Consider the following 13,808-nt stretch of genomic DNA (forward strand, 5'->3'; position numbering starts at 1 on the left):
GCCCGGCTCATGCGCTCGGCCCTCCGGCGACCTGCTCGCGCAGCTCGCGTCGCACCTTCTCCAGCGCGAGCACCTCGGCGAAGACCGCCTGGTAGGCGTCCGGGTCCGACGTCGGCTCCACGCGCTCGAGCCTGGCCTTGAGATCGGTGATGCGCCGCGCCGCGTCGATCTCGAGCAGGCGCGCGACCACCGACTGCGCGTAGCGCTGGTCGACCTCGACCATGGGGATCGGGTCGACGGCGAGCTCGTGCACCACGGCGCGCACGGCGTCGTCCGGGCACGCCGCGAGCACGGCGTCGAGCCACGCGCGGTCGACGAGCCCGGACGCCGCGCCGCCGGCGTCGACCACCGCCGCGTGCACCGCCGCGTAGGCCGGCGTGCGGAACGCCTCGGTCTCCAGGGCGTCGATCCAGGTGCCGCCGAGCTCGGGGGCCTGCAGCGCGACCTTGAGCGCCTCACGCTCGATCGCGGCCACCTTGTCGCGCGGGTCGGGGCGGGCCAGCCGCGGCACGGGCGGCGGGCCCACGGGCTCGCCGGTGGCCGGCGCCGGCCGGCGCGCGGGGGCCGGCTGGGCGCGGCCCGCGGCCTGCACCGCGCGGCGCACCTCGTCGTCGGGCATCCCCAGCCAGCCGGAGAGCCGGCGCACGTACTCCGGGCGCAGGGCCTCGTCGCGGATCCGGGCGACCACGGGCGCGGCCGCGCGCAGCGCCGCGACGCGGCCCTCGGCGTGGTCGAGGTCGTGGCCGGCGAGCTCGGTGCGGATCGCGAACTCGAACAGCGGCACCTTGTGCTCGACGAGCGAGCGGACGGCGTCCGGCCCCTGGGCCATCCGCAGCTCGCAGGGGTCCATGCCCCCCGGCTCGACCGCGACGAAGGTCTGCGCGGTGAACCGCTGGTCCTCGCCGAAGGCCCGCTGCGCCGCCTTCTGGCCGGCGGCGTCGCCGTCGAAGGTGAACACCACCTCGCCGGTGAACACGCCGTCGTCCATGAGCAGGCGGCGCAGCACGGCGATGTGGTCCGAGCCGAAGGCGGTGCCGCAGGTGGCCACGGCGGTCTCGACGCCGGACAGGTGCGCGGCCATGACGTCGGTGTAGCCCTCGACGATCACCGCCTGCTTGCGCCGGGCGATCTCGCGCCGGGCCAGGTCGATGCCGTAGAGCACCTGGCTCTTCTTGTAGAGCGGGGTCTCGGGGGTGTTGAGGTACTTCGGCCCGTCGTCCTCGTCGTAGAGCTTGCGCGCGCCGAACCCGACGACGTCGCCGGAGGTGTCGCGGATGGGCCACACCAGGCGCCCGCGGAAGCGGTCGTAGATCCCGCGCTGGCCGCCGCGGGCCACCAGGCCACCCTCGGCGAGGACGTCGTCGCTGAACCCTTTGCGGCGCAGGTGCGTGAGCAGGTTGTCCCAGCCCTTGGGCGCGTACCCCACCCCGAAGTGCGCGGCAGCCTCGGCGTCGAAGCCGCGCTCGGTCAGGAACCGGCGCCCGGCCTCGGCCTCCGGGCCGGCCAGCTGCTCGACGTAGAAGGCGGCCGCCTCCTTGTGCGCCTCCACCAGGCGACGGCGGTTGCCGGCGGAGCGGCTGGGCGCGGCGGGGCCGTCGGCGTAGCGCAGGGTGACGCCGTAGCGGCCGGCGAGCTTCTCGACGGTCTCGGTGAAGCTGAGGTGGTCGATCTTGCGCAGGAAGCCGATGACGTCGCCGCCCTCGCCGCAGCCGAAGCAGTACCAGGCGCCCTTGGCGGGGTTGACGTTGAACGACGGGCTGCGCTCGTCGTGGAAGGGGCACAGGCCCTTGAGGCTGCCGCCGCCGGCCGACTTGAGGGTGACGTAGTCGCGGATCACCTCGTCGATGCGGGCCTTCTCGCGCACGAGGGCGACGTCCTCGTCGCGGATCCGGCCTGCCACGCACCGATCCTACGGAGCCCGTCCAACCGGTCCCGCCCGAGCCGGACGTCACTGGTGGAACGGTCGCTTCCGGGGCCGGGTGACGACCGTTCCACCAGTGACATCGCGGGTGTGCTGGGATCGGGGCATGCTCCCCGACCCCTCGGGCCTGTCCGACGCCGACCTCGAGCGGCTGCGCGACGACACCCCGGCCAGCCGCACCTGCCACCACCTCAACAACGCCGGCTCGGCGCTGCCCCCGCAGGTGGTGGTCGACACGATGGTCGGCCACCTGCGCCGCGAGGCGGAGATCGGCGGCTACGAGGCGCACGACGAGGCGCAGGAGCGGCTGGCGGCCACCTACACGGCGCTCGGCCGGCTCGTGGGCGCGCCGCCCGAGCGGATCGCGCTCACCACGAGCGCCACCGACTCGTGGCTGCGCGGGTTCCTGTCGATCCCGCTGGACGCGGGCGACCGGATCCTCACCTCGCAGGCGGAGTACGCCAGCAACGTCCTCGCGCTCCTGGCCGTCGCCCGGCGAACCGGCGCCACGGTGGAGGCCGTGCCCGACGACGCCACGGGCGTCCTGGACCTCGACGCGCTGCGCGACATGCTCGACGAGCGCGTGCGCGTCGTCGCCGTCACGCACGCGCCCAGCCAGAACGGGCTGCTCAACCCCGTGACCGAGATCGGCGGCGTGCTGCGCGAGGCAGCGCCCGAGGCCTGGTACGTCGTCGACGCGTGCCAGTCGGTGGGCCAGCTGCCACTGGACGCCCCGGCCATGGGGGCCGACTTCCTCAGCGCCACCGGTCGCAAGTTCCTGCGGGGCCCGCGCGGCACCGGGTTCCTCTACGCCTCCGAGCGCGCGCTCACCCTCGAGCCCGCGCTGATCGACCTGCACGCGGCCACCTGGACCACCCCGACCGACTACGTCGTCGCGCCGACCGCGCGCCGGTTCGAGAACTGGGAGAAGTCCTACGCCGGCATGCTCGGCATGGGCGCCGCGGCCGAGTACGCGCTCGCGACCGGGCTGGACGTGCTCGCGGGCCGGATCGGGTGGATGGCCGAGCGCTGCCGCGAGGGGCTCGCCGAGCTGCCCCGGGTGCGCGTGCACGACCGCGGCACCCGACGCAGCGGGATCGTGACGTTCTCCGTCGCGGGCCGCGACGCCGCCGACGTCGCGCGCGAGATCAAGGCCGCCGGCGTGAACGTGTCGTACTCCCCCCGCGAGTACGCCGTGCGCGACTTCGACGCCCAGGGGGTCACCGGTCTCGTGCGCGTGAGCCCGCACGTGTTCACCTCGGACGACGACGTGTCCGCGCTGCTCGACGCGGTCGCCGCCGCCTCCCGCTGAGCCGCCGCGGCCGCCTCCCCCGGCGGCCGCCCCGGCCGCCCCTGCGGTCCGCGGGCTTCAGGCCCCGCCCGCACGCGCCGACCACAAGGAGGGGGACGCGCGCGTCCCCGACGGGTGCCGGCGACGCCGGTGCCGCCGGACGAGGGACGACGGGGGAGCCATGGACCAGGAGCGCACGACGCCGGAACCGCCCGGCGAGGGCACGCCTCCCCCGGGTCCCGCAGGCCCCGCACCGCAGGCACCGCCCGTGGCCGGGCCGTTCCCGGGCCCGGTCCCGGGTCCCGTCCCGCCCGCCGCGCCCCTGCCTCCGCCGCCCGCCCCGCCCTCGTGGGGCCCGCCGCCCGTGCCCACGCCGGCCGCGCCCACTCCCCCGGTGGCCCCGCCGCCCGCCCCGCCCTCGTGGGGCCCGCCTCCGGTGCCTGCCGCGGCGTGGGCGCCGGCCGCCGCGCCGGGCTCGCCGCAGGCGCCCCCGCCCTCGTCGTGGGGAGGCGAGCTCCCGGTGCTCTCCCCGCTGGAGACCCTCGACGGGCCGGTGCTGCCGGCCGCCGAGCCGCCCCGCGGGTCCCACCGGCGGCGCTGGCTGGTCGCCACAGCGGCGTTCGTCACGCTCGTGCTCGCCGGGGGCGCCGTCGCCGCGGTCGTCGTGCTCAACCGGCCTGACGTCCGGCTCCAGCGGGCGCTGTCGGCCACCACCGACCAGCCGGTGGGCGACGTCACGGCGTCGCTGCGCATCGTCGGCAACGACGGCGAGGGCGCCGACCTCGCCGTGCTCACCTCGCCGTCGATGACCCTGGCGTGGGACCGCGACAGCGGCACGCGCGAGGTGACCGGCTCGTGGCAGGGCACCCGCGTCGTCGACATGGTGGCCACGCCGGACACCCTCGTGCTGACCCTCAAGCTGCTGGCCCTGCACAACGCCGACGTGACCAAGGGCGTCGCGCAGATGCGCCGGGCCGCGACGTCGATCGGCCCCCAGGGCGCACCCATCACGGCTCTGCTCGACGGTCACCCCGTCCGCCTCCACACCGGGCCGGGCTCGGCGCTGGACACCCTGGTGAAGAAGGCGGCGGCGAACTCGACCACGATCTCGCCGGATCAGGCCGACGCGGTGCGGCAGCAGATGAGCGACGCGCTGGTGCGCAACGTCACGGTGACCGACGCCGGCACCGACGCCGACGGCGACCACCTCGTCGCCACGTTCCCGCTCAAGCCCGTGATCCAGCCGGCGGTCGACGCGCTGCCCGCGTCCATGCGCAGCGGCCCGGGCGCCGCGCTGGCGAAGCTCGACGCCGCCGCCACGGTGTCGGTCGACGTCTGGGTGCGCGACGGCACCGTCGCGAAGGTCGTCGTGCCGCTCAACCAGCTGGTGCGCGACCTCGGCGGCGACGTCCACGGGGCGCCCGACGTCCAGCTGGTGCTCGCGTTCGGCTCCGACGGGCCGCAGGCACCCGCCGCGACCGACGTCACCGACGTGCCCGACTCGCTGCTGACGACGCTGACCCAGGACTCCGGCGGGGGCAGCGGCGCGGGCGGCCTCGCCCTCGGCGGCTGACCGCTACTCGCCGGTGAGCCCGTCGATCGACTCGCGGAGCAGGTCCGCGTGGCCGTTGTGCCGGGCGTACTCCTCGACGAGGTGGCACAGGATCCAGCGCAGCGACACGCGCCCGCCGTCCTCCTCCCCCTGAGACAGGGTCGACAGCCCGTCCGGGCCGGCGAGCGCCTCGGCGATGACGGCGTCCGACACCGCCACCGACTCGTCGAGCCAGGCGACCAGCTGCTCCGGCTCGGCGCCGATCGCGGTGGTGAACGACCACGACGGGTCGTCCGGGTCCATCTCCCCGAGCCACGACGGCCGTGCGACGCCGCCCGCGAAGGTGAGGTTGAGCCAGCCCGCTTCGACGACCGCGAGGTGCTTGAGCAGGCCGCCCAGCGTCATGGAGGTGGGCGGCAGCGGCGTGGAGAGCTGCTCGCGGGTGAGCCCGGAGCACTTCCAGCGCAACGTGTCGCGCTGGTAGCGCAGGAAGCCCAGCAGGGTGGCCGCCTCGTCGGCGGCGAACGGCGGGTCGACCCGGTCCTCGGCACGGAACTGCATGCCCGCGAACCTAGCGACGGCCGCCGACATCGCGGGACGCGGGACGCTGCGTCCCCGACGTCGTCGCCGCCGGCGCGAGGGCCTCGCCGGGCGCGGCGTCAGCGGCAGAGCCGGGCGTGCCAGGCGAGCGCGCTGCGGTCGGTGAGGCTGGCCACCTGGTCCACCACCACGCGGAGCCGGCCGGCGTCGTCCGGCGCGGCCTCGTAGGCGGTGCGCAGCACGGGATCGAGCGCGTCGGCGCCGGCCAGGCGCAGGGCCGCGACGAGCTCGCGCACCACGTCGCGCTGGCCGGCGTAGACCGACTCCGCTCCCTCGCGTCGCATCACCCAGCGGTTGGCCACCGCCTTGAGCACCGCCACCTCGAGTCGCTGCTCGTGGGGCACCACGAGGTCCGCGGCGTAGCGCGTGAGCCTGCCACCGCCGTGGGCCGCCCGGGTGGCGGACTCGGCCGCGCCGGCGAAGCGCCCGATCAGCTGCGACGTGAGGTTCTTCAGGGTCGCCAGGTCGCGCAGCGTCCCGTCGTACGACGACGGCCAGAACGTCAGCGCCGTCAGCCGCTCCACCGCCGCGCCGAGCTCGGCCGGGTCGACGCCGGGGGCGTAGCCCGCGGCGACGTCGAGCAGGCCCTCGGGGTCGAGCGGGTGCCCGGCACCGGTCAGCGCGCGGATGTCGAGGTGGCCGGCCACCACGGCGTCCTCGACGTCGTGCACCGAGTACGCGACGTCGTCGGACCAGTCCATCACCTGTGCCTCGAAGCAGGCGCGCCCGGGCGGCGCGCCCTCGCGCACCCAGTCGAGCACCTCGGCGTCCTCCGCGTAGGCGCCGAACTTGCGCTCCCCCGGCCGGCGCCGCCAGGGGTACTTCGACGCCGCGTCGAGCGAGGCGCGGGTGAGGTTGAGACCCACTGGGCCGTCGGGCCGCGGGCCGTCGTGCGGGCTGAACGTCTTCGCCTCGAGCCGGGTGAGGATGCGCAACGACTGCGCGTTGCCCTCGAAGCCGCCGATCCCCGCGGCGACCTCGTCGAGGGCATCCTCGCCGTTGTGGCCGAACGGGGGGTGACCCAGGTCGTGCGCCAGGCACGCGGTCTCCACCAGGTCCGGGTCGCACCCGAGCGCCGCGCCGAGCTCGCGGCCCACCTGGGCGCACTCCAGCGAGTGCGTGAGCCGGGTGCGCAGGAAGTCGCTCTCCCCCGCGAGGATCACCTGGGTCTTGGCCGCGAGGCGGCGCAGAGCGGCCGAGTGCAGCACGCGGGCGCGGTCGCGCGCGAACGCCGTGCGCCCCGAGCGCTTGGGCGGCTCGGCGACCCAGCGCGCCTCGTCCGGCGGCGCGTACCCCGCCGAGGGACGGTCGTCGTCGTGCGCCGGTGGCTGGTCCATCACGGCGACCCTAGCGACCGGCGGGACGCCCGCGCGGTGTCAGGCCGGCACGACCTGCGGGACGTCGCGGCGCTCGGCGGCCCAGAACCACAGCAGCCCGAGCGTCTCGCGGCCCACGTAGTCCAGGGTCAGCGACGATCCGGCCCCCTCGCTGGTGGCCGACCCGTGCGCTCGGATGCCCAGCGCCCGCGCCATCGCCAGGCTCCGGGCGAGGTGCGCGGGGTCGGTGACGATCGTGGCGCTCGACCAGCCGTGGGAGCGCATGAGGCCGGCGACCGCGGTGAGGCTCTGCAGCGTGTCGTGCCCGGTGGGCACTGCGGTGACCGCGGACGACGGCGCCCCGGAGTCCACCAGCCACTGCTTGCCGGCCTGCGCCTCGGTGGTCACGTCGCCGGGCTGGTTGCCGCCCACCGTGACGATGCGCGGCGCCACGCCGTCGCCGAGAAGGTCCCGGGCGTGGCGCAGCCGCGCCTCGAGCACAGGGCTCGGGCGGCCGTTGAACTGCGACGCCCCGAGCACCACCACGACATCCGTGGGGGTGCGGTCGTCGTCGCGGGAGGTCGCGACGACGAGCGCCACCGCGAGCAGCGGCACCACGAGCACGAGAGCGAGGCCGAGGGCCAGCACCCACGCAAGCGCGCGCCGCACCGGCTTCGGGCGGCGACCGGCGCGAGCCGCGGGCTCGGCGTCGACGGTCGCGGTCACCGCACCAGTGTCGCCGATGCGACGGTGCGAGCCCAACACCCCGGCGGACACCTCTGCCCAGCAGCCGGTCGGCACAGCGGTCAGATGGTCCGCTCAGGTCCCGCACCCCGGACGTGACAGGTCGCTCACACCTGTCGCGCCCACGGTGGTCGCACCCCACCAACCCGGGGAGCGATCCCCCACAGCACGAGGAGTCCCCATGATCGACGACAGCACCCGTGCGGAGACCGCCCGCTCCGCCCGCCGTTGGGGCGCCGGAGCGGCGCTCGCAGCCGGCGGCCTCGCCGCCGGCATGGTCCTCGCCGGCACGCTCACCGCCAACGCGGCCACCACCTCCCCGAGCCCCTCGACGAGCAGCTCCGCCAGCTCCACGGAGGCGTCCGGCGAGACCGGCGCCGTCGGCTCGTCGTCGGACGGCTCGTCCTCGGACGGGTCGACCGCCGGCGCGGGCAGCACCTCGACCGGCTCCGCACCCGCCCAGGGATCCGCGATCGACCCGTCGCAGCCGCAGCGGCCCGACGAGACGCTGCTCACCGGCGACACGGCGACGAAGGTCACGGCGGCGGCCCTTGCGGCCTACCCGAACGCCACCATCGAGCGGGTCGAGACCGACTCGGAGGGCGTGTACGAGGCGCACGTCGTCACGACGGCCGGTGAGCACCTCATCGTGCAGGTCGGTTCCGACTTCTCGGTGACCGGCACCCAGTCCGGCCCCGGTGCCGGCCACATGGGCGGCGGCACCGGCACGGACCCCGACCCGCACGACGGCGACGGGCCGGGCACCGGCGTCCCCGGCGGCTCCCTGCCGTCGAACTCGTCCACCGGCGGCTGACCGGTCGGACCGTCCGCGACCGCGCGTCCCCCCGCGCAGCGGTCGCCCGCCCCACGGCCGTCCTCTCCCCCCGGCGGCCGGGGCGCACGACGGGGGCGGACCCCTCCCGCAGGGCCCGCCCCCGTCGTCATGCCGTGCGCCGGCGCCCGCTCAGCGCGTGTCGGAGCCCGCGGCCTCCAGCGCCGCCCGACCGGCCTCGAGCCGTGCCACAGGGACGCGGAACGGCGAGCAGGAGACGTAGTCGAGCCCCACCCGGTGGAAGAAGTGCACCGACTCCGGGTCGCCGCCGTGCTCGCCGCAGACGCCGAGCTTGAGGTCGGGCCGGGTGCGCCGGCCCTCCTGTGCGGCGATCTCCACGAGCCGGCCGACCCCGTCCTCGTCGAGGGACTCGAACGGCGACACCGTGAACACGCCCTTGTCGAGGTAGGCCGCGAAGAACTCGGCCTCGACGTCGTCGCGCGAGAAGCCCCACGTGGTCTGGGTGAGGTCGTTGGTGCCGAAGGAGAAGAACTCCGCGACCTCCGCGATGCGGTGGGCGGTCAGGGCGGCCCGCGGCAGCTCGATCATCGTGCCCACCGGGATGTGCAGGTCGACGCCCTCGCGTGCGGCGATCTCGTGCACGATGCCGTCGGTCTCGTCCGCGACGAGGTGCAGCTCCATCACCGAGCCGACGAGCGGCACCATGATCTCGACGCGGGGATCGCCGCCGTCCTTGATCCGCTGGGCCGCGGCCTCGGCGATCGCGCGCACCTGGAGCCCGAACAGACCCGGGACGACGAGCCCGAGCCGCACGCCGCGCAGGCCGAGCATCGGGTTGGACTCGTGCAGCCGCTCGACCGCGGCCAGCAGGGCGAGCTCCTTGGTGTCCGGCTTGCCCTCCGCGTGCGCCACCGCCACCCGCACGGACAGCTCCGTGTAGTTCGGCAGGAACTCGTGCAGGGGCGGGTCGAGCAGGCGGATCGTGACCGGAAGTCCGTCCATCGCCTCGAGCAGCTCGTAGAAGTCCTTGCGCTGCAACGGGAGCAGGGCGGCCAGGGCGAAGTCGCGGTCCTCGCCGGACTCGGACAGGATCACCCGCTCGATGAGCACCCGGCGGTCGCCGAGGAACATGTGCTCGGTGCGGGTCAGCCCGATCCCCTGGGCGCCGAGGTGCCGGGCGCGCAGCGCGTCCTCGGCGGTGTCGGCGTTCGCACGGACCAGCAGGCGACGCGTGTCGTCCGCGTGCTTCAGCAGGCGGTCGACCGAGCGCACGAGCTGCTCGGTCTCCGGGTCGGCGTCGGCCACCGCGTGGTCGACGCCGTGCTCGAGGTAGGTCACGACCGGCGACGGGCGCACCGGCACCTCGCCCAGGAAGACCTCGCCCGTGGATCCGTCGATGGACACGACGTCGCCCTCGAGCAGGGTGACGTCGTCGATGCGGGCCATCTTGGCCGCGGCGTCGACGTCGATCTCCTCGGCGCCGCAGACGGCGGTCTTGCCCATGCCGCGCGCGACGACCGCCGCGTGGCTGGTCTTGCCGCCGCGCGAGGTGAGGATGCCGGCGGAGGCGATCATGCCCTCGAGGTCGTCGGGGTTGGTCTCCTTGCGCACGAGGATGACGTCCTCGCCGCGCGCGGCCCAGGCGACCGCGGTCGCGGAGTCGAACACGGCCCTGCCCACCGCCGCGCCGGGCGAGGCGGCCATGCCCTTGGCCACCAGCGTGCGCGGGGTGCCCGAGTCGAACTGCGGGAACATCAGCTGCGCGAGCTGTGCGCCGGTCACCCGCTCGAGCGCCTCGTCCTCGGTGATGAGGTGCTCGTCGACGAGCTGGGTCGCGATGCGGAAGGCCGCCGCGGCCGTGCGCTTGCCGACGCGGGTCTGCAGCATCCACAGCTTGCCGCGCTCGATCGTGAACTCGATGTCGCACAGGTCGCGGTAGTGGGTCTCGAGCCGGCGCATCACGGTCATCAGCTCGGCGTGGGCCGCGGGGTCGAGCTCGCCCAGGTCGTCGAGGCTGAGCGTGTTGCGGATGCCGGCCACGACGTCCTCGCCCTGGGCGTTGACGAGGTAGTCGCCGTAGACGCCGGGCGCGCCGGTGGAGGGGTCGCGGGTGAACGCGACCCCGGTGCCGCTGGTCTCGCCGAGGTTGCCGAACACCATGGTGCAGATGTTCACCGCGGTGCCGAGGTCGTGCGGGATCCGCTCGCGGCGCCGGTAGATGCGGGCACGGTCGGTGTTCCACGAGTCGAACACCGCGCGGATCGCCTCGTCGAGCTGCTCGCGCGGGTGCTGCGGGAAGTCGCGCCCGGTCTCGTCGCGCACGATGTCCTTGAACCGCTGCACGAGCGCCATGAGGTCGGTGACGTCGAGGTCCACGTCGGACACGACGCCGCGGGCGGCCTTGGCCTTGTCGAGCGCGTCGGAGAACAGGTCGCCCTCGACGCCGAGCACGGTCTTGCCGAACATCTGGATGAGCCGGCGGTAGGAGTCCCACGCGAAGCGGTCGCTGCCCGAGGCCTCCGCCAGGCCGATCACCGAGGCGTCGTTGAGCCCGATGTTGAGGACCGTGTCCATCATGCCGGGCATCGAGAACTTGGCGCCGGACCGCACGCTCACCAGCAGCGGGTCGTGACGGTCGCCGAGGCGACGGTCGACGGCGTCCTCGAGGTGGCGCAGCGACTTGGTGACCTGCACCCGCAGGTCAGCCGGCTCCTTGCCGTTGGCGAGGTAGGCACGGCAGGCGTCCGTGGTGATCGTGAAGCCCGGCGGCACCGGCAGCCCGAGGCGGGTCATCTCGGCGAGGTTCGCGCCCTTGCCGCCGAGGAGGTCCTTCATGTCCTTCGAGCCCTCGGAGAAGTCGTAGACGTACTGCGTGCCGGGCATGAGTGCCTCCGGGCGTCCTCGTGGCGGCGGCGCGGCTGCGTGGCCGCGTCCTTCGTCACGACGCTAGTGATGCAACCGCTTCCGTTTCCTGGCCGCTTCACCTGGTGGCACGTGATCCGTGCCACCAGCGGACACGCTCCCGGACGGGGGTGTCGACGGCCGACGCCGCGGCCGACGTCCTCGATGGACCGCTCGCTCCGGTGAATGGGCGCGTTCCGCTGGTGGCGGCCCTACGAGGGACGTAGCCTCGGACCCGTCCCCGACCCTGCCGGAGGGTCGGCCCGTGCCACGAGGAGCCGTGCCAGGTGCCGCCGAAGACCGAGCGCAGGCATCGTCAGGGGGCCGAGTCCCGCCAGCGGATCCTGGAGGCGGCGCTCGAGATCGCCGCGGAGCGCGGCTACGACGGCATGACCGTCGCATCGGTGACCGAGCGCACGGGTCTGCCGGCGTCCTCGGTCTACTGGCACTTCCGCAACAAGGACGCGCTGGTGGCCGAGACGCTGGAGTACAGCTACGAGCGCTGGCTGGTCTCCTCGCTGACCTGGCCCCAGGAGGAGGCCGGCCTCGAGCCGCTCGAGCGGCTGCGCCGCCGCCCGCGGCTCAACCACGAGCGCCTCGCCGCCCAGCCGGAGTTCTGGCGCATCGGGCTCATGCTCGGCCTGATCGACCCGCCGCAGCCGATCGCCGGCCGCGACCGCTACCTCGAGGTGAGGGCGCAGGCGCAGGCGCGCACCCTCGCCTGGGTGGGCGAGCAGCTGCCGGCCACGCTGCGCAGCCGCCGTCCCGACCTCGTCCTGCATCTCGCGCAGCTGCTGACCGCCTGCACCGACGGGCTGTTCCGGGCCGACCAGGCCGGCCGCGAGTGGGACTTCGGCCGGCTGGCCGACGACGTCGGCGCGGCTCTGGCCGTCTACAGCCAGAGCCCGCCCGGGCGGCGGTCCCGGCGCACGCCCACCGGCCACCGGCACCAGTCCGCCACGCGCGAGCTGCCCGCGGACTCCCGCGACCGGCTGCTCGCCGCCACGTCGCAGATCGCCGCCGAGCGCGGCTACATCGGCGCCACGATCTCCGCCATCTGCGACCGCTCGGGCCTGCCCGTGAGCTCGCTCTACTGGTTCTTCAGCGACAAGGACGAGCTCATCTCCGAGGTCGTCGACCGCAGCTTCCGGCAGTGGCGCCAGAACCAGGGACGGTGGACGCCGTCGGACTCGCGCAACCGGGTGCGCACGCTGCGGCGCGTGCTGCGCCGGGCGGCGCACGCGCTCGACGTCGACGCGCCGGACTTCCTGCGGATCGGGATGCTCGCGACGCTCGACCACCACGACGGCGAGACCTCCGTGCGCAGCCGGTTCCTCTCGATCCGGCGCGCCTCCGAGGACCAGCTGGCCGCGTGGTGGACGAGCACTCTCACCGACGAGCAGCGGGCGGCGGACCCCGACGTCGGTCGCGAGCTCGCCCAGCTGGTGCTCGCGTTCATGGACGGGCTGTTCCTCGGCCGGCGCATGGACGAGTGGGACCACGACACCGACACCTTCGTCGAGGGCGTCATCGCGCTCCTCGAGATCGTGCTCCAGCAGCGCACCGGCGCCACCGACCTGCGCGACCGCCTCGCCGCGCCTCTCCCGGAGCGCGAGGGCGCCGAGCCCGAGGAAGCCTCGGCCTGATCAGGCACCCGTCCTGGGCCGGGGCGCCGCGTCACGGTTCCGCCGGCGCCGCCGGCGCAGGGTGCGGACGAAGCCACCCGCGGCGACGGCACCGGCCGAGACGAAGAGGAAGCCTCCCAGGTCCCTGGGGTGGAGGCCCTCGATCGCCACGCGGCCGGGATCCGCGGCATCGACACGGACCTCGACCACGTCGCCGACGGGGAGGTCGGCGACGCCACCGAGGTCGACGCACCGGGCGGCCGGCGAGGACCCCTCGGCGCCGCCCGAGCCGTCCTGGGCCAGGGCGAGGCAGACGTAGGAGGTCTGCGCTCCTCGTGCAGTCGAGTGCGTGGAGTCGGAGGTCACCACGGCGGACGAGGGCACGCCGTCGTGCTGAAGGACCCAGTCCAGATACGTGGTCTCCCCCGAGCCTCCGGCGAGCACGACCAGCACGACGAAGGCGATGGCCACACCCCGGTAGCCGACGGTCGAGCCGACTGCTCGGGCTCCGGCGACCGCTGCCAGCCGGTCCCGCTCCACGTCCGTCAGCTCGGCACCCACGTCGCCCAGCAGACGGGCGACAGCCATGACGAGCGGGTCGGTGGCGTCTCCGCCCGGAGTCCTGAGCATCACCCGTCCGCCGTCGAGATCCGTCAGCAGGAGGACCGTGCCCGCCGTCCGACCCTGGGAGAATGTCGGCGACACCTGCACGGACGCGAGCCGGTCGAGATCGCAGCGGACCCTCGTCGGCCAGGTCCGGACCAGTACCGACCCGGCCAGGGTGAACCGCGGAGTGATCAGCGGCAGCAGCAGTGCCAGGCCGCCGAGCGTCGCTGCCACCCACCCCAGCAGCACCTGTCTCGGCGGCAGCACGATGAGGACGTACGCCGACAGGAGGAACAGGCATCCCACGACGGCGGATGCCGCACGCCCGCGCCAACCCATAGGACCGACGACCTGGTGAACCCCGGACCGCCGCGCGTCCTGTCCCCCGCGCATGGACCCATGCTGCCGCATCTGCGCTCCGGCGTTCCCCGCCCCGGCGCCGTCCTGACGCCGGCCTGC

Annotated in this window: 8 protein-coding genes and 2 pseudogenes; 4 read left to right on the forward strand and 6 right to left on the reverse strand. The window is 74.8% G+C overall.

Annotated elements, in window-relative coordinates; translation table 11 throughout:
* Positions 1-7: 7 nt before the first annotated feature.
* Positions 8-1,900 carry a DNA primase gene (locus tag GC157_13940; GenBank protein ID MBI1378566.1) on the reverse strand — a complete coding sequence of 631 codons (1,893 nt, stop codon included), beginning with the start codon at positions 1,898-1,900 and terminating at the stop codon, positions 8-10.
* A gap of 127 nt (positions 1,901-2,027) precedes the next feature.
* On the opposite strand from GC157_13940, the gene GC157_13945 reads away from it, so the two are divergent.
* The gene (locus GC157_13945) at positions 2,028-3,233 is read left to right on the forward strand and encodes an aminotransferase class V-fold PLP-dependent enzyme (protein ID MBI1378567.1); all 1,206 of its coding nucleotides are present in this window, start codon (positions 2,028-2,030) and stop codon (positions 3,231-3,233) included.
* Positions 3,234-3,732: 499 nt separating this feature from the next.
* Positions 3,733-4,785: a hypothetical protein gene (locus tag GC157_13950; protein ID MBI1378568.1), complete on the forward strand. Its 1,053-nt coding sequence runs from the start codon at positions 3,733-3,735 to the stop codon at positions 4,783-4,785.
* Between the two features lie 3 nt (positions 4,786-4,788).
* Here the strand turns inward: GC157_13950 and GC157_13955 are convergent, their stop codons facing one another.
* The 3 genes from GC157_13955 to GC157_13965 form a co-directional block, all read right to left on the reverse strand.
* Positions 4,789-5,325 carry a DUF664 domain-containing protein gene (locus GC157_13955; GenBank protein MBI1378569.1) on the reverse strand — a complete coding sequence of 179 codons (537 nt, stop codon included), beginning with the start codon at positions 5,323-5,325 and terminating at the stop codon, positions 4,789-4,791.
* A gap of 98 nt (positions 5,326-5,423) precedes the next feature.
* Positions 5,424-6,701, reverse strand: a complete 1,278-nt coding sequence (locus tag GC157_13960; protein ID MBI1378570.1) for a deoxyguanosinetriphosphate triphosphohydrolase — start codon at positions 6,699-6,701, stop codon at positions 5,424-5,426.
* Between the two features lie 39 nt (positions 6,702-6,740).
* Positions 6,741-7,490: a hypothetical protein gene (locus GC157_13965; GenBank protein MBI1378571.1), complete on the reverse strand. Its 750-nt coding sequence runs from the start codon at positions 7,488-7,490 to the stop codon at positions 6,741-6,743.
* A gap of 118 nt (positions 7,491-7,608) precedes the next feature.
* On the opposite strand from GC157_13965, the pseudogene GC157_13970 reads away from it, so the two are divergent.
* Positions 7,609-8,139 (forward strand): annotated as a pseudogene (locus GC157_13970) (hypothetical protein).
* Between the two features lie 249 nt (positions 8,140-8,388).
* Here the strand turns inward: GC157_13970 and GC157_13975 are convergent.
* Positions 8,389-11,100 (reverse strand): pyruvate, phosphate dikinase, encoded by a 2,712-nt coding sequence (locus GC157_13975; GenBank protein MBI1378572.1) that lies wholly within the window; start codon positions 11,098-11,100, stop codon positions 8,389-8,391.
* Positions 11,101-11,405: 305 nt separating this feature from the next.
* Between GC157_13975 and GC157_13980 the strand changes: the two are divergent.
* Positions 11,406-11,627 (forward strand): annotated as a pseudogene (locus GC157_13980) (TetR family transcriptional regulator).
* 1,137 nt (positions 11,628-12,764) lie between these two features.
* Here the strand turns inward: GC157_13980 and GC157_13985 are convergent.
* Entirely contained in the window at positions 12,765-13,655 is an 891-nt protein-coding gene (locus tag GC157_13985; protein MBI1378573.1) for a hypothetical protein, read from the reverse strand.
* Between the last annotated feature and the right edge of the window lie 153 nt (positions 13,656-13,808).

The sequence above is a fragment of the Frankiales bacterium genome (assembly GCA_016125335.1).
Lineage (GTDB): Bacteria > Actinomycetota > Actinomycetes > S36-B12 > CAIYMF01 > Longivirga.